This is a genomic window from Avibacterium sp. 21-586, from assembly GCF_026226775.1.
In the GTDB taxonomy this organism is placed as follows: Bacteria; Pseudomonadota; Gammaproteobacteria; order Enterobacterales; family Pasteurellaceae; genus Avibacterium.
Genome location: NZ_JAKKOD010000001.1, coordinates 1,580,372 through 1,597,385 on the forward strand (window position 1 = coordinate 1,580,372; position 17,014 = coordinate 1,597,385).

General features: G+C 37.5%; 16 protein-coding genes, 1 tRNA gene and 2 pseudogenes. 5 read left to right on the forward strand and 14 right to left on the reverse strand.

Going from position 1 to position 17,014, the window contains the following annotated elements; all coding sequences use genetic code 11:
• Positions 1-37: 37 nt before the first annotated feature.
• On the reverse strand, positions 38-1,453 hold the full coding sequence (locus L5B71_RS07280) for a sugar porter family MFS transporter (RefSeq protein WP_265757699.1): 1,416 nt from the start codon (positions 1,451-1,453) through the stop codon (positions 38-40).
• Positions 1,440-2,549 (reverse strand): prolyl oligopeptidase family serine peptidase, encoded by a 1,110-nt coding sequence (locus L5B71_RS07285; RefSeq protein WP_265757700.1) that lies wholly within the window; start codon positions 2,547-2,549, stop codon positions 1,440-1,442. The genes L5B71_RS07280 and L5B71_RS07285 overlap by 14 nt, the downstream gene beginning before the upstream one ends.
• A 114-nt stretch (positions 2,550-2,663) precedes the next feature.
• On the opposite strand from L5B71_RS07285, the gene L5B71_RS07290 reads away from it, so the two are divergent.
• Both L5B71_RS07290 and L5B71_RS07295 read left to right on the forward strand, forming a co-directional pair.
• Complete coding sequence (locus L5B71_RS07290; protein ID WP_265757701.1) at positions 2,664-3,584, forward strand: AraC family transcriptional regulator; 921 nt, start codon at positions 2,664-2,666, stop codon at positions 3,582-3,584.
• A 171-nt stretch (positions 3,585-3,755) separates the two neighbouring features.
• Positions 3,756-4,407, forward strand: a pseudogene (locus tag L5B71_RS07295) (IS1595 family transposase).
• 129 nt (positions 4,408-4,536) lie between these two features.
• On the opposite strand, the gene L5B71_RS07300 reads toward L5B71_RS07295, so the two are convergent.
• The 3 genes and pseudogenes from L5B71_RS07300 to fbp all read right to left on the reverse strand — a co-directional run bounded on the left by L5B71_RS07300 (position 4,537) and on the right by fbp (position 7,322).
• A complete protein-coding gene (locus L5B71_RS07300; RefSeq protein ID WP_265757702.1) occupies positions 4,537-5,901 on the reverse strand; it encodes an L-serine ammonia-lyase in 1,365 nt (454 codons plus the stop codon).
• A 77-nt stretch (positions 5,902-5,978) separates the two neighbouring features.
• Positions 5,979-6,233, reverse strand: a pseudogene (locus L5B71_RS07305) (serine transporter); the annotation flags it as partial.
• Positions 6,234-6,329: 96 nt separating this feature from the next.
• Complete coding sequence (gene fbp, locus L5B71_RS07310; RefSeq protein WP_265757703.1) at positions 6,330-7,322, reverse strand: class 1 fructose-bisphosphatase; 993 nt, start codon at positions 7,320-7,322, stop codon at positions 6,330-6,332.
• Positions 7,323-7,469: 147 nt separating this feature from the next.
• On the opposite strand from fbp, the gene mpl reads away from it, so the two are divergent.
• A complete protein-coding gene (mpl, locus tag L5B71_RS07315) occupies positions 7,470-8,840 on the forward strand; it encodes a UDP-N-acetylmuramate:L-alanyl-gamma-D-glutamyl-meso-diaminopimelate ligase (RefSeq protein ID WP_265757704.1) in 1,371 nt (456 codons plus the stop codon).
• Positions 8,841-9,016: 176 nt separating this feature from the next.
• Positions 9,017-9,226, forward strand: a complete 210-nt coding sequence (locus tag L5B71_RS07320; RefSeq protein WP_046097841.1) for a cold-shock protein — start codon at positions 9,017-9,019, stop codon at positions 9,224-9,226.
• Between the two features lie 54 nt (positions 9,227-9,280).
• Here L5B71_RS07320 and L5B71_RS07325 read toward each other — a convergent pair whose 3' ends face one another.
• The 4 genes from L5B71_RS07325 to rho all read right to left on the reverse strand — a co-directional run bounded on the left by L5B71_RS07325 (position 9,281) and on the right by rho (position 12,146).
• Entirely contained in the window at positions 9,281-9,604 is a 324-nt protein-coding gene (locus tag L5B71_RS07325; RefSeq protein WP_265757706.1) for an HI1450 family dsDNA-mimic protein, read from the reverse strand.
• 193 nt (positions 9,605-9,797) lie between these two features.
• Positions 9,798-10,442, reverse strand: a complete 645-nt coding sequence (adk, locus tag L5B71_RS07330; RefSeq protein WP_265757707.1) for an adenylate kinase — start codon at positions 10,440-10,442, stop codon at positions 9,798-9,800.
• 203 nt (positions 10,443-10,645) lie between these two features.
• Positions 10,646-10,735: transfer RNA gene (locus L5B71_RS07335), tRNA-Ser, on the reverse strand.
• 148 nt (positions 10,736-10,883) lie between these two features.
• Entirely contained in the window at positions 10,884-12,146 is a 1,263-nt protein-coding gene (rho, locus tag L5B71_RS07340; protein ID WP_265757708.1) for a transcription termination factor Rho, read from the reverse strand.
• A gap of 455 nt (positions 12,147-12,601) precedes the next feature.
• Here rho and L5B71_RS07345 point away from each other — a divergent pair, with 455 nt between their 5' ends.
• Entirely contained in the window at positions 12,602-12,757 is a 156-nt protein-coding gene (locus tag L5B71_RS07345; protein ID WP_265757709.1) for a hypothetical protein, read from the forward strand.
• Between the two features lie 115 nt (positions 12,758-12,872).
• On the opposite strand, the gene lipA is transcribed toward L5B71_RS07345, so the two are convergent.
• From lipA to L5B71_RS07370, 5 genes are all read right to left on the reverse strand, one after another.
• Positions 12,873-13,835, reverse strand: a complete 963-nt coding sequence (lipA, locus tag L5B71_RS07350) for a lipoyl synthase (RefSeq protein WP_265757710.1) — start codon at positions 13,833-13,835, stop codon at positions 12,873-12,875.
• 17 nt (positions 13,836-13,852) lie between these two features.
• On the reverse strand, positions 13,853-14,506 hold the full coding sequence (gene lipB, locus L5B71_RS07355; protein ID WP_265757711.1) for a lipoyl(octanoyl) transferase LipB: 654 nt from the start codon (positions 14,504-14,506) through the stop codon (positions 13,853-13,855).
• 26 nt (positions 14,507-14,532) lie between these two features.
• Entirely contained in the window at positions 14,533-14,835 is a 303-nt protein-coding gene (ybeD, locus tag L5B71_RS07360) for a DUF493 family protein YbeD (RefSeq protein WP_265757712.1), read from the reverse strand.
• Between the two features lie 93 nt (positions 14,836-14,928).
• Complete coding sequence (locus L5B71_RS07365) at positions 14,929-16,116, reverse strand: serine hydrolase (protein WP_265757714.1); 1,188 nt, start codon at positions 16,114-16,116, stop codon at positions 14,929-14,931.
• 20 nt (positions 16,117-16,136) lie between these two features.
• Positions 16,137-16,994, reverse strand: coding sequence for a septal ring lytic transglycosylase RlpA family protein (locus L5B71_RS07370; RefSeq protein WP_265757716.1), 858 nt, complete (start codon positions 16,992-16,994; stop codon positions 16,137-16,139).
• Positions 16,995-17,014: the final 20 nt, after the last annotated feature.

A 17,014-nucleotide genomic window follows, 5' to 3' on the forward strand; every position in this document is an offset into this window, starting at 1 on the left:
TACATTCATCTCGCGTAACGCAATCACTTTGTATTTCTTATTGGCTATTCCGCTGAATTTGATAAGACATTTCTTCTAACTCTTTGTTATTTGTTTCTGGGATAAGATATTTCACCATAAAAAAAGATCCTATACAGCAAATACCGTAGAAAAAATAGGTTGGCGCTAATCCAAAGAACTGTAACATTGGTGGGAAAGACCAAGTAACGATAACATTGCCAATCCAGTTAGCACAGGTTGCAACACCAATTGCGGTTGTTCTAATTTTATTTGGAAATACTTCTCCTAAAATTACCCAAATCGCAGGTCCCCAAGTACTGCAGAAGAAAATATAAAATAAATGTGCACTAATTAAAGCAGACCACGAAAGTACTGGCGTAAGTGTCAAGCTGCCATTAACTTCAGTCGCATTTATAAAAATAAATGCTGTTGCCCATAACGAAATACCCATGCCAATAGAGCCAATAAGTAATAATTTTCTTCGACCAATTTTATCAATTAAAAGCATACCAACAACTGTCATCAATACACCAATAATCGTTGTACCAATAGGTACAGCAAAAGAAAGAGATTGAGAAAATCCAGCAACACGCCATAATGACGAAGCATAGTAAAGAATAATATTAATTCCTGTAAATTGAGCAACAAAAGCAAAACTAATACCTACCCATACAATCGGGACAAACAAAGTTTTTGGTGATAGTACGTGTTTGATAGAAACAATATCATCTAGATTTCCTAATGTTTGTTTGATTTGCTCAATTTTTTGTTCAGGCAAAGTCTCCTGAGTATATTTAATTAAGACGTGTTTAGCTTGCTCAATTTTATTTTTACTTACAAGATAACGTGGTGATTCAGGTAATCGCAATGCCATTAGACCATATAATGCAGCAGGGACTATCTCAATTAATAACATCCAACGCCAAGCTAGTAAATTCCACCATAATGGTGCATTTGGTGAATGATGAATATTAGCAAAGTAGTAATTAGAAATAAAAGAAGCCAATAATCCAATTGCAATCGCTAATTGTTGTAAACTACCTAATCGCCCACGAAGATGAGCAGGCGATACTTCTGCAATATATGCAGGTGCAATCACAGCGGCAATACCTACGCCTAATCCTCCAACTAATCGCCATAAAGAGAAATCCCATAATCCGACAGATAATGCTGATCCGATAGCTGAAATTGAGAAAAGTAGCGATGCCGTTAACATTACTTTTACTCGCCCAAATTTCATTGCCGCTAAACCAGCATACCAAGCTCCAACCGCTGAACCAATTAATACTGATGCAACGGCAAACCCTAATTCACCCGATGTTAATCCAAAACCAAACTTCTCATCTCTAATTGATTCAACCGTACCACTAATTACTGCTGTATCAAATCCAAATAGGAAACCACCAAGTGCAGCAATGGTTGATATGTAAACCACCGATCTATTTGTAGCCATTATTCTCTCCTTTTGTTTGTTTACTTAGCCATTGAAATATCGATATATTTTTAGATACGATTTTATTCTCGTAAATTAAAAGAAAAATAGCGTGAGGATTAATTTCATTATGATTAATTTCTACCCTATCACAGTATGTAGCCTGTTGAAGTGTTGCTTGATGTTGCTGTAAATACTGTATAATTTTTTCTGTATTTGCGACGGGAACAACTTGATCAGCATAGCTATGTATAAACCACAAAGGTATGTTTGTGAGCTTATGCCATTCACGTTTATATGGTAATTTTGCTGGACAAGCAATAATACCTGCAGTAAATAAATTAGGATCATAGGTTAATAAAGCAAGAGCCTGATATCCTCCCATTGATGCGCCTATAATATAAATACGGTTGGGATCAATATCGTGATATCGTTGGATAACATGCTTAATTAGCTGATGAAGCGTTGGAGTATAATTTTGTTTGCCTCGATATACGCGCCCATTTAGCTTAAAACGATCAACCCAAAAACTAGGACATTGTGGTGCAAGAACATAGGGATAATCAAACTTTTTTTGCTGTTCGTTATGGCAAAATGTTTCAACCATCCTATCGGCAAAGAGCTGGCTATGATTGTTTCCACCTTCTCCTGCACCATGTAAACAAATAATTAAAGGATGGTTTGATTTCTGCTTTTTTGGTCGATGAAGACTATAACGAAGCGTTTGATAAATATGCTTTGAAACATTTAATTCGGTGATATAACGAATAGGTAATATCTCTATTTTTTGAATAGATCGATCCTTAATATGATATTTAAAATGGGGATAGCAAAATTGCTGGCGAAAAGAGTTTTGGTTGAAATAAAGTAATTTTAAAGAAGTATCAAATGTAGAAAGATCAATGTGCAACGTATAATGTTTCTCGCTATGCTGAGTGTAGTGAGAAATAGAGATTTTCTGCCACTTATTATGACTATTTTTGCTTTTAATAAAAAGTGAAATTAAACCCAAATAAATAGTACTTAAATCACCCAAAATATTAAGCTCAAAGCGGACAAGTTGTAATCCAAACTCGCGTATTTCTGCAATAGGTTGAAGTTTACCAATATTATTCATATACTTTCTCTTATATTGCTAAATAATGGTGTTATAATACGATCGGAATGACATCTATTGCTAATACTATTGTATTTATTTTTTAACACAATCGTATTCAACGGAGACTGAGAAATGAAAATATCATTACAGCTAATGGATAATCATGCAGAGATTATCCAATCCTACTTGCCTTACATTAATATTGGTATACAACACAATCACCTTTCTTATTTTGAAGAAAAGAAAGCTCTTTGCCATTGGCATAATGATATTGAACTGATAAAAATTATTTCTGGTGAGATGAATTTTTATGTAAATGGTCATGTCATTCAACTAAAAGAGCGTGATGGCTTGATTATTAATGCAAAAGCAATGCATTATGGATATGCTATTGATGATCAAGACTGTCAATTTATTTGTGTTCTCATCAATCCTAATATTTTTAATGAAGAGACATTGCTATATCAAAAATTTATAGCGCCCATTATTAATACCCCCTATCTAAATTTTTCTTATTTATCTTTCAATAAAAAATCACACTTGAATTTACTGAATATCATTGATAATTTCAATATTTTTAAAAATGAATATTTATCAGATAAAAGATTAATTGATTTTCAATGTGTAGCTTTAGCAAGTATATTTTGGGAAAATTGGTTTGATCTTGTTAAGAGTCAGATTAACGATTTAAATAACGATGAACCCAAAGAAGTTAAAATACAAAAGAAGATGATAAATTTTATCCAACAGAACTATATGAATCCGATTACGTTGGAAAATATTGCAAGATCTGCTAATATTGGTAGAAATAAATGCTGTATACTATTTGATAAATATACTCAACAAAGCCCTATTAAATTTGTTACTCACTACCGAATAGAGAAAGCAAAGGAATTATTTTGTCAAGCCAATTTTTCCGTTACGGAAGTTGCATATTGCTGCGGATTTAATAATCTCAGTTATTTTTCTAAACAATTTTATAAATTGACAGGTTGTTTACCCAGTCAATACAAAAAAACAAAAATTAGTTTTGCTAAAAAAATACTTTTATAAAAGTATGGTATTGTTATAAACAATATTAATTATTTATTAAAATAACACCTTAAAATACCCATTTTTATATTATTCTTAGTTTATTTTTTTTGTAGTGTTTTGAATCTCAATAGTGATAAAAAGGTAAAAAATGGGGCTGTATTAGATTAGCAGTAATGTTAGTCTATAAAAATGAAGATAACTCATTGTAAACTCAAGAAATCTATACAGAAAAAACGGCTTGAATTTTTTGTGCTCGAAGTAACAGCCTGTTCAGCAGCAAATTTATTAGAAATCAATCCTAATTCAGCTGCCTTATTTTATCGCAAAATTAGAGAGATGATTAGTTACCATTTAGCTCAAGATGCTAATGAAGTTTTTGCAGGTGAAATTGAATTAGATGAAAGTTATTTTGGCGGAAAAGAAAAGGAAAAGGGGGAGATGTGCTAGGGGGAAAGCAGCTGTTTTTGACATGCTGAAATGAGATGGAAAAGTCTATACCGTTGTCGTTGAAAATACCTAGACAGATACCTTACTCCCTGTTATTAAAAAGAAAATTATGCCTGATAGCATTGTTTACACCGATTATTATCACAGTTACGACGTGCTAGATGTGAGTGAATTTAAGCATTTCAGAATTAATCATTCAACCCATTTTGCCGAAGCAAAAAATCACATTAATGGGATTGAAAATTTCTGGAAACAGGTTAAAAGAGTGCTAAGAAAATATAACGGAATTAATAAGAAATCCTTTCCGTTATTCTTGAAAGAATGTGAATTTCGGTTTAACTTTGAAACACCAAAAGAACAGCTAAAAATGCTGCGATTTTGGTGTGGAATTTAGGGCTTATCTAATACAGAATCTAAAAAATTGATTAAAAATTTAACTAAAGAAATATATAAATTAGAAACATAAACTATGTTAAAAAATATTTAAAGGCAGAATAAATCTGTCTTATTATTTTTATTCACCTTAAGTACAAGCCACTTTGATTGCTAAACCACCTTGTGAGGTTTCGCGGTATTTGGCGTTCATATCTTTGCCTGTTTCGTACATCGTTTCGATGACTTTATCTAAGCTCACGCGTGGGTTAGAAGTGCGTTGCAATGCCATTCGGCTAGCATTAATGGCTTTGACAGAAGCAATTGCATTACGCTCAATGCAAGGCACTTGCACTTGACCTCCTACAGGATCGCAAGTCAGCCCAAGATTATGTTCCATTGCAATTTCTGCTGCCATACAAACTTGTTCAGGGCTACCGCCTAAAATTTCTGTTAAACCTGCTGCAGCCATTGAGCAAGCTACTCCCACTTCGCCTTGACATCCTACTTCTGCTCCTGAAATAGAAGCATTCATTTTGTACAGTGAGCCGATCATTCCGCAAGCAAGTAGGTAGCGTTCTACAATTTCATCGGTAATTGGCGAAATGAATTTTTCATAATAAGACAGCACCGCAGGCACGATACCGCAAGCGCCGTTCGTTGGTGCGGTAACTACACGCCCACCAGCTGCATTTTCTTCATTGACTGCAAGGGCGTACATATTGACCCAATCGATCACTTTCATTGGGTCGTTGGAAAGCCCATTATTGGCTTGCAGTAAACGATGTAAGGTCGCCGCACGGCGAACCACTTTGAGCGGGCCGGGTAATAATCCTTCGGTAACCAAGCCGTGTTCGATACATTCTTTCATTGTTTGCCAAATGCGTTTTAGGTGTGTTTGCGTTGCTTCTTTTCCGTGTAAGGCGATTTCATTTTGTAACATCACGCTAGATAGGGCTAAGCCGTTTTCTTTGCAATGATGCAAAATATCTGCCGCACTTTGATAAGGGAAAGGCACGTTGATATCGGACTCTTCCTGCTGATTAAAGTGCGCTTCATCCACAATAAATCCACCACCAATAGAATAATAGGTTTGCTGATAAAGTAAGTTGTCATTTTCATAGGCGGACAGTGTCATTCCGTTTTCGTGTAAAGACAGAAAGGTTTGATGAAAGATCATATCGCTTTCATAAGCAAATTTCGCCAGTTGTTGCCCTCGCGCTAGAGGCAAAAGTGCGGTGCTTTTTACATCAGAAATAAATTTAGCAATTAAATCAATATCCACATCGTGCGGTAAATAGCCCGCTAATCCCATAATAATGGCAATATCGGTATTATGCCCACGCCCTGTCATTGAAAGTGAGCCATAAACATCCACCTTAACTTGGGTTACCTGGGCGAGTAAATTTTTCGCCACTAAGTCATCGACAAATTGCTTACCCGCTTTCATTGGCCCAACGGTATGAGAGCTAGAAGGCCCAATGCCGATTTTAAACATATCAAAAACACTAATCATCGTTTGCTCGAAATTTTCTGGCAGGCATTTTGTCCTGCTTAAGGTTATTATTCTAAAAAGTGCGTATTCTATCTTAATTAATAAAATAATCCATACACCACTGCGGAGATTGCAATCGTTCCCATAATGGTGACGAAAACATTGCTGGCATAGCCTTGATAACTCGCCATTGCTGGCACTTTACGAATAGCATACATTGGCATTAAAAACAGAATTGCGGCGATAATTGGCCCACCAATAGACTCAATTAAACCAAGAATGCTTGGATTGATAATTGTCACAGCCCATAAGGTTAATAAAAAGAAAAGTGCGGTGAAAACATTTCTATTTTTTTACGGTAGGTAGGGTAAATAGAAAGATTTCATTTTATGTGAGAAATAAAAAAGCGTTGTACTTTTATACAACGCTTTAACCTATGGTAATTATTCTTAATCCATAAAACTTTGTGCTTTTTCCACCATTTCTTTTGAGCCAACAAAGAACGGTGAGCGTTGGTGTAATTCGGTTGGCTGAATATCTAAAATTCGCTGATAGCCATCAGTGGCAAGACCGCCCGCTTGTTCGGCTAAAAATGCCATTGGATTACCTTCATAAAGCAAACGAAGTTTACCATTTGGATAGTTTGTAGCACTTGGATAAATATAAATCCCACCTTTTAATAAATTGCGGTGGAAGTCAGAAACCAAAGAGCCAATATAGCGTGACGTATAAGGACGCTGAGTAGCTTTATCTTCTTCTTGGCAGTATTTAATGTATTTTTTTACCCCTAATGGGAATTTAAGATATTGGCCTTCGTTAATGGAATAAATTTTGCCGGTTGCGGGCATTTGGATATTTTCGTGCGAAAGGCAGAATACGCCTAAAGAAGGATCGTAAGTAAAGCCATTTACCCCGTTTCCTGTGGTGTAAACTAACATCGTTGATGAGCCATAAACAATGTAGCCTGCCGCCACTTGGCGATGCCCTGGTTGTAAAAAATCATCTAAGGTTACTGGCGTACCAATAGGGGAAACACGGTGGTAAATAGAAAAAATCGTCCCAACGGCAACATTGACATCAATATTTGATGATCCATCTAAGGGATCGGTTAAAATCACATATTTTGCATTGCGTCCGCGTTCCGTATCAAAGGCAACAAAATTTTCTTCTTCCTCAGAGGCAAATCCCGCCACCTCTTCCCGCGCTATGAGAGCTTGTTTCATCGTGTTGTGTGCAAATAAATCTAATTTCATTTGCACTTCACCCTGTACGTTTTCTATCCCAGAATTGCCGATAATGTTGTTGGTCAGTCCTGCTTTGTTAATATCGCGATGGATCACTTTCGCCACTAAGCGAATAGAAGAAAGAATACCCGAAAGCTCGCCTTTCGCATTGGGATATTCGGCTTGCTTTTCGACAATAAATTGCCCTAACGTTTTCATAATTTGCCCTTATTTTGATTGAATACATTGTACAGTTTGAATGAGTTGATTTATTATAGCTAGCCTTTGAGCAAGAGAAATAATCTCCTATTGAGTTTGTGATCTCAGGCACATTTTATTTTCGTTTTTTGTATAAGAGATAAAAAAATGACACAAAAACATATTCATATTCTTGGAATCTGCGGCACCTTTATGGGGGGCGTGGCAATTATTGCCAAACAAATGGGATATAAAGTAACGGGATCGGATGTTAATGTGTATCCGCCAATGAGTACTTTTTTACAGGAAAATCAAATTGAAATTATCTCTAATTATGAGCCAACCCAGCTTGAGCCGGCACCAGATTTGGTGTTAATTGGCAATGCGATGAAGCGTGGCAATCCTTGCGTGGAATATGTGCTTGAGAACGGTTTACCTTATACTTCAGGTCCACAGTGGCTGCACGATAATTTATTGCATGATCGTTGGGTGCTAGCAGTTTCCGGTACGCACGGTAAAACGACCACAACAGGTATGCTCAGTTGGATTTTAGAGAAAAACGGATTAAACCCAGGCTTTTTAATTGGTGGCATTGCGGGCAATTTTGGTACGTCCGCCCGTTTAGGTGAAAGTCCATTTTTTGTAATCGAAGCCGATGAATATGATACCGCATTTTTTGATAAACGCTCAAAATTCATTCACTACAATCCAAAAACCTTGATTATCAATAATATAGGTTTTGATCACGCTGATATTTTTGATGATCTAAAAGCGATCCAACGCCAATTTCACCATATGATCCGCACCATTCCTGTAAGTGGACGCATTTTATCTTTCGCCAATGAACAAAGTGTAAAAGAAACCTTAGAAATGGGCTGTTGGTCTGAACAGCAATTCTTGGGAGAAGGACAAGAATGGTATGCCGAACGCATCACCAATGATTGCACCGAGTTTTCTGTGTATCATTTTGGTCAAAAAGCGGCACAAGTGAAATGGAATATTGTTGGACAACATAATATGCACAACGCATTAATGGCGATTGCGGCAGCGTATCACGCTGGCGTGTCGATTGAAAATGCCTGTGCCGCTTTAGGTAGTTTCATTAATGCAAAACGTCGCTTAGAGCTAAAAGGCGAAGTGAATGGCGTTAGCGTGTATGATGATTTTGCTCATCACCCTGCAGAAATTCTCGCAACCTTAACCGCTCTTCGCGATAAAGTAGGGGGCGGCGTGCGAATTCTTGCAGTGCTAGAACCCCGTTCTAACACAATGAAAATGGGCGTTCATAAAGATGAACTAGCACCAGCGCTAGCGCGTGCAGACCATATCTTTTTATTACAGCCAGACAACATTCCTTGGGATGTCGTGGAAATCGCAAACCAATGCATTCAACCTGCCAGCTGGACTGCAAATTTAGATAAATTGGTTGATATGATTGTGGCTGAAGCAAAACCAAGCGACCACATTTTAGTTATGTCTAATGGTAGCTTTGGGGGGATTCATAAAAAATTATTAGCTAAACTAGCGAATGAAAAATAAAGCAAATTTATTGAAAATAAAAAGTGCTATTTTAACAATATGCTGTTAATATAAATATCGCTTTTTAAGCGATATAGAGATAACAATCAATAATCGGTGGCTATATTTAAAGTTTTTTATTTTATCATCATAATATTATTGCGTTATCTAAGATTAGATTTAACTTAGGATTCAAAATGTCTAAAAATAATGGAACCGTAAAATGGTTCAATGAAACAAAAGGGTTTGGTTTTTTACAATCAGAAGGTGGAGAAGAAGTGTTTGTGCATTTCTCAGCAATTCAATCTAAAGGATTTCGCACCTTAAAAGAAGGTCAAGCCGTGGAGTTTGATATTATTGATGATAAAAGAGGAAAAAAAGCAGAAAACGTAATAGTTTTAGCTTAATTCCTTAGAAAATAAACCATCACGAAAAAGTGATGGTTTTTACTTTTCTAGGAATTATTTCTTCCAAATAATATGATATTCCCGATCATTTTCTCGATGTGAAATTAGGAATTTAGCAAAAATATCATTCATTTCATCATTATCATCAACAAGCCCAATCCAAACTTCAGCATACTCGTCAGGCTCAATTAATACTCCAATTTCCTGTTCCCAATTATCCGCAGTTTCTACAAATTCCACCGCACCGCGTTGTTCAAATTCTAGGTTGAAGAGTAAAATATCGGCGGGATCCAGATTTTCTGCCGCCATTTCAAGAAAAATATCATAGGCAATATCAATCGCCGTATCAGGATCTAATTTTTTGATGGATTCTGTCATTATTTATGTCCAAGAATGATAAAAAGAAATCATAGCATATACTGATATATGAGAAAATGGAACCATCATAAAATATGGTAATGATATTAGGCAAATGAAAAGTGGAAAAATAGATGGGAAAAGCCATCATTGATAGTAAATTTTATATTTAGAGTAAATAATAAAAGGGGATAATATGTTATCCCCTTAACTTCTAAGCTAAAATTTTATCTAATTCAGCGCTTACTTCCTCTACTTTTTGTGTACCGTCTAAGCGGAAATATTTTGTATTTCCTGCTTTTGCTTCAGCTTGGTAGTAATCTACCAATGGTTTTGTCGTATTATGGTACACTTTCAAGCGATCTAACACGGTTTCAGGCTTATCATCAGCTCTGATAATTAAATCTTCTCCTGTTAAATCATCTTTACCTTCCACTTTTGGCGGATTATAAATAATGTGGTAAGTACGTCCAGATGCTTGGTGAACACGGCGACCACTCATACGCTCCACGATTACTTCATCAGGAACATCAAATTCCAATACATAATCAATGCTAATACCTGCGCTTTTTAATGCATCTGCTTGTGGAATTGTGCGTGGGAAGCCATCTAGTAAAAAGCCTTTGGCACAATCATTTTGTGTGACACGTTCTTTTACTAAAGAAATAATTAAATCATCAGGTACAAGTTGCCCAGCATCCATTAACGTTTTCGCTTGTTTACCTAATTCCGTTCCTGCTTTAATTGCTGCTCGCAACATATCACCCGTAGAAATTTGTGGAATACCAAATTTGTTCATAATAAATTGTGCCTGTGTGCCTTTACCTGCACCTGGTGCACCTAAAAGGATAATTTTCATACTCACCTCAGTTATAAAAAAGTTAACATAACATACCCTTAATAGCTTTAAAACTCAAGACTCACGCTGTGATAGCAAGTAAATTTATTTTAGTTAGCAAGAAAATAAAGCCAAAAAGCACCGCACTTTATCTGGGAAGTTGTTAATTTTGATTGATAAAAAGAAAAAAGTCGTAAGCGATTAACTTACGACTTCTCAGAATATGGCGGAGGAAAAGAGATTCGAACTCTTGGAGGGCGTAAACCCTCGCCGGTTTTCAAGACCGGTGCCTTCAACCACTCGACCATTCCTCCGTGGAACGAGGCGTATATTAGAGATTTCTTATATTCAAGTCAATCAATTCTTTTTAAAATTGATTCGTTTGATTGTTTTTAGTTCAATTGCCTATTTTTTTATTAAAAATAGCACGGTTAAATCCTTAATGTGCTATTTCACAGACCATTAAGAACGCTTCATAATCTCGAAAAACTCTTCGTTAGTTTTGGCAACGGCGAGTTTATCAATAAGGAATTCCATTGCTTCCACTTCACCCATTGGGTTAAGGATTTTGCGTAGAATCCACATTTTTTGTAGTTCGTCAGGGGTAGTGAGTAAATCTTCTTTACGCGTGCCTGAACGGTTAAAGTCGATAGCTGGGAATACACGTTTTTCAGCGATTTTACGCGAAAGATGCAGCTCCATATTCCCCGTTCCTTTAAATTCTTCAAAGATCACTTCATCCATTTTTGACCCAGTATCCACAAGCGCAGTCGCAATAATGGTTAAACTTCCGCCTTCTTCAACGTTACGCGCTGCACCGAAGAAACGTTTTGGACGATGTAAGGCGTTGGCATCCACACCACCAGAAAGGATTTTACCTGAAGCAGGGGTTACGGTGTTATAAGCACGAGCAAGACGCGTGATACTATCTAATAAAATCACCACGTCTTTTTTGTGTTCGACTAAACGTTTTGCTTTTTCGATAACCATTTCAGCAACCTGAACGTGTCGTGAGGCGGGTTCATCAAAGGTTGAAGCAATCACTTCACCTTTTACAGAACGTTGCATTTCTGTTACTTCTTCTGGACGTTCGTCAATTAACAATACGATAAGTACACATTCAGGATAGTTGTGAGTGATGCTTTGTGCAATGTTTTGTAGCAACATCGTTTTCCCCGCTTTTGGCGGCGCAACAATCAAGCCTCGTTGACCTTTCCCGATAGGGGAGGCTAAATCTAAAATACGCGCGGTTAAATCTTCTGTTGAGCCGTTTCCACGTTCCATTCTTAAACGTGAATTTGCGTGAAGTGGGGTTAAATTTTCAAATAAAATTTTGCTGCGTGAAACTTCAGGTTTGTCATCATTCACTTGATCCACTTTTAGCAAAGCAAAATAGCGTTCCCCTTCTTTTGGTGGACGAATTTTACCTTCTATTTTATCCCCTGTTTGTAAGTTGAAACGGCGAATTTGGCTTGGAGAAACATAGATGTCGTCAGGACCTGCAAGGTAGGAGCTATCAGCGGAACGTAAGAAACCAAAACCATCAGGTAGGATTTCTAACACGCCGCCACCGAAAATATCCTCACCGCTTTTTGCGTGTTGTTTTAGAATTGCAAAGACAATATCTTGTTTACGTAAACGTGCTAGATTTTCTAAGCCCATTTTTTCTTCACCGAGTTTTACAAGCTCAGAAACAGGCATATTTTTAAGTTCTGTTAAATGCATAATAATTTGAAATAGTTGTTAGATTGGAAAATGAATTTGTTATGAAGATATTTGAATATTGAATGTATGCAAAGTTATCATTAAATAGCGCTAATGTCTAGGAAATAAAGGAATAAATAATAAAAAATTGGCTAATTGTATTAATTCTAGTTAAGGGTGATCTGTTTATTTAGGCTGAGTTTATGCAAAGGGCGGTTGGTAATTGTTTAAAAATATACTTTGAATAATGATTATTAATATTGTTATGGTGTTTTTTCCTTTCTAAAATAAGCAAAATTTTTTGAAAATGAAAACTTATCTACAAGAAAAGGATAAAAAACACTTATGAAAAGGAAATTTTCACCCTTGTATGTCGTATTGGCAGATACTCCTGATTTGCACCCCCTTATCGAAGATGAAAGCGACAGCCAATTTTTGCTCGGTACCGCTTAACGGCTTATGCGCAAATCGTTGAAGTGGCGAGGGATTCTGAACAATGGCAAATTGGTACGGCATTATGGCAAAATCACCACGGCAAGGTGATGAAAGAATTGGTTCAGTTCCAAGATTTCTCGCTATTTCATTTGAGCCCACAGCAAGGATTGTTTGTCAAAGGTTTTGTTCAAGCCTAATTGCAAAAAAGCGCCGCACTTTATTAGCGGGGTTTTATTATGCAGAAAAAGTGCGGTGAAAAATGTTGAAATTTTCCACCGCACTTAATGTAAGCGAGATTTTTTGGTTGCGTGATTATTTCACCAATCCGCCGCTAGCTTGTAGATCGGCGTGGTAAGATGAACGCACGAAAGGCCCGCAGGCGGCGTGTTCAAAGCCCATTTTGTTGGCTTTATCACGAAACTCGTCAAATTCTTCAGGCGGAACATAGCGTGCCACAGGTAAATGATGGCGGCTAGGTTGCAGATATTGTCCGAGAGTGAGCATTGTTACACCGTTAGTGCGTAAATCTTGCATCACTTGCAAAATTTCTTCATTGGTTTCGCCTAAGCCCACCATTAAGCCTGATTTAGTTGGAATATCAGGGAACATTGCTTTGAACTCACGCAATAATTTAAGCGACCATTCATAATCTGCCCCTGGACGGATATCGCGATACAAGCGTGGCACATTTTCCAAATTGTGGTTGAACACATCTGGTGGATTATCTTTTAATTTTTCTAGCGCTTGTTCGATGCGTCCACGGAAATCAGGCACAAGGATTTCAATTTTGATTCCTGGATTAAGTGCGCGGATTTCTTTCACACATTCAGCGAAGTGGCCTGCACCACGGTCAGGTAGATCATCGCGATCTACCGAAGTGATCACCACATAACGTAATTTCATATCCTGAATAGTTTCGGCTAATTTGCGCGGTTCATCAGGATCAGGCGGTAAAGGCTTGCCGTGTGCTACATCACAGAATGGGCAGCGACGCGTACAAATTGCGCCTAAGATCATAAAGGTTGCCGTGCCGTGGTTAAAACATTCGTGCAAGTTAGGGCAAGAGGCCTCTTCGCACACTGAATGCAAACCGTGGCGACGCATTCCATTTTTGATGCTATCAATTTTTGCTGAATTGGCTGGAAGTTTGATTTTCATCCACTCAGGCTTTTTCAATAAAGGCTGGTTGGGATCAATATTTTTTACTGGGATAATGGACGTTTTTGCAGCATCACGATATTTTACGCCACGTTCCATTTTAAAAGGAGTTGCCATTAATGATCCTATTTTTGTTAAGAATTTGTTACCGAATTATACCCCAATAATTGGGTGAAGTGTGTAACTAATTTGGGCGAAATCTTGTCTGGCTGAGCCTCATTATCAGGGATAAAATCAGCCATTTGACACATTTCAAGCCCTGCATAGCCACAAGGATTGATGTATAAGAAAGGCGTAAGATCCATATTAATATTTAGTGCGAGACCGTGGAAAGAACAGCCTTTGCGAATGCGTAAACCGAGCGAGCAGATTTTTTTGCCGTCTACATACACCCCTGGTGCATCAGCTTTGGGATACCCTTCAATGCCATAATCTGCCAGCGTTTGCACCACCGATTGCTCAAGGGCGGTAACCAGCTGGCGCACATTGAGATCTTTGCCTTGCGTTTTCAGGCGTTTAATGTCGATTAACACGTACATAATTTGCTGCCCCAATCCGTGATAGGTGATTTGCCCACCACGATCTGATTGCACTACAGGGATCGCACTTTGTTGCAACAAATGCTCTGGCTTGCCCGCAGAGCCTTGAGTGAATACTGCAGGGTGCTGAACGAGCCAGATTTCATCTTGGGTATTTTCATCACGATTATCAGTAAATTGCTGCATCTTATGCCAAATTTTTTGATAATCTTGCACGCCAAGTTGGCGGATAATAATGGATTGGGTCATTGCCTTTGCCTTATTGTTTATGCTGATTAAAGCACCATTCTGACGCCGTCAATTTTAGCAAGCTCTTGGTAAAGGGTTTCTACTTGCTTAATATTTTCAGCCACAATATCCACCGAAATGGATTTATATGTGCCTTTCCCACTGATATTTTCACGTGGATTATAGTCACCTTTGACATATTGTTGTACCACTGCAATTACATCATCAGCTAAATCAGGGCGGTTTGTACCGACCACTTTGAAAGTGAAATTGCAAGGAAATTCTAAAAGATCTTTTAATTGCTTTTGTGGAATATCTTCAAGTTTTACGATTTTTTCTTGTTCTGCCATTTTTTATTCTCAAATTTGTTAAAAATTTAGACCGCACTTTGGTTAGCGCGGTCATTTAAGCTTTAGATTGGGGACATTTTGTCCATTCCACGTTTAACTGAATAAACTTTTTACCGTTAACACTAACCAATCCCAAATTTTACCGAAGAAACCGCCTTCTTCAACATTGTTCATTACTTGTAAATCCACTTTAGCAATGTCTTTGCCATCAAGCTGATAGGTGATTTTGCCCACCACTTGACCTTTCGCCAATGGCGCTTCAAGGTATTTTTTATCTAAATCATAACGGGCTTTCACGTCCGCTTGGCGACCTTTGGGCAAGGTGATAAATTGATCCTGCAACACGCCAAGTTGCACTTTGCTGTTATTGCCGTAATAAACGCTTTGTTCAGAAAGGGTTTTGTTGGCTTCCAAGGCTTTGAACGTTTCAAAGTTAGCAAATCCCCATTGCAATAATTTTTTGCTTTCAATTTCACGGCCTTTGTAAGTTGGCACGCCCATCACCACAGAAATTAAACGCATATTGCCGTTGCCCAATGCGGAAGCCACAAGGTTATAGCCTGCTTTATCCGTATGTCCTGTTTTCATTCCATCGACGTTAAGGGTTTTATCCCACAATAAGCCATTGCGATTTGGTTGGCGAATTTTATTGAAGGTAAACTCTTTTTCCCCATAGATTTTGTATTCTTCAGGTAAGTCACGGATAATATGCGTACCAATTAATGCCATATCACGAGCTGAAGAGTATTGATTTTCATCATCTAAGCCGTGTACGGTGGTGAAATGAGTGTTTTTCAGGCCAAACTGTTCCACATAGTTATTCATTGCATTAATGAAATTTTGCGTTGAGCCTGAAACGTGTTCCGCCATTGCCACACAAGCATCATTGCCCGATACCACAATGATTCCGCGATTAAGATCGGCAACGGAAACCTGCTGGTTTAAATTTAAGAACATTTTTGAGGAACCTGGGAAGTTTTTACCCCAAGCGCTATTACCAATGGTAACCATATCTGTATTATGGATTTTGCCTTGTTTTAAGGCATCGCCTACCACATAGCTGGTCATCATTTTTGTGAGAGAAGCTGGGTATTGACGTTGATCTGGATTAAATGCGGCTAACACTGCACCAGAATTGTAATCCATTAAAATATAGGTTTGTGCATTAAGCTGTGGAGCTGCAATGCCATATTGAATCTCTTCCGCAAAGAGATTTTGGCTTGCACATAATGTTGCAGTTAAAAATGTGATTTTTGTTTTCTTAACAAGTTGTTTTAACATCATTTTTTCCTAATTTTAAGTTAGTTTTTATAGCTAGAAATAATAATCGGTTTGGTGCGATTGAGACGGTGCAATTTGCTTTTCAGTATTTGTGCCTGTTTCTTGGTTTTTATCTCCCGAAAGCGTACTTCATATTTTTTCTTATGGGAAATCATTTGTGCGTTAATGTTCATTTTTTTGGCTTTTTTAACGATTTCTACTGCTTGAGATTTGCTTAAATCGAGCATTCTTAGCTGGTAGCCTGAATAAATTTTATGAGAATTAACCGCACTTTTTTCTTGGCTTCCATTGGAGGAGGTTTCTAAGCGTTTTAGGGCTTCCTTTGTCTTTGCCATTTTGGCTAAAGAAGTGGCGCCAGCGCCTGAGATCTTTCCATTACGATCAACATACATCGCTTCAACCCGTACTTTACCTAAGCCACGATGCACGATACCGAGTTCACCCGCCGCTTTGCGTGAAAGGTCGATAATTCTACCTTTTACAAATGGTCCACGATCGTTAATTCGTACTACCACTTTTTTACCGTTACGCAAATTGGTTACCAAAACATAAGAATTTAACGGTAAGGTTTTATGTGCAGCGGTGTAACTATTTGGATTGTAGTATTCACCATTTGATGTTTTGCGGCCAGCAAACATTGTGTGGTAGTAGCTGGCAATTCCTTCTTTGCGATAATGTTTCGCTTCTTTCTTATGTTTGGTGGTGTAGGTTACGCCTCTTACCACATAAGAATAATTCTTTTCGGTTACTGGTTTATGGGTTAGCGTTGCCCCTTTTATACCATATAGTTTATGCGTTTCTGCTTGACTGTTTATGCTAGCAACTAAAAATATAAGTGTTGCACTGAGTTTTAGTAAAAAGGTAAATTTCATTTTCATTTGTGTCTTATTAAATAATT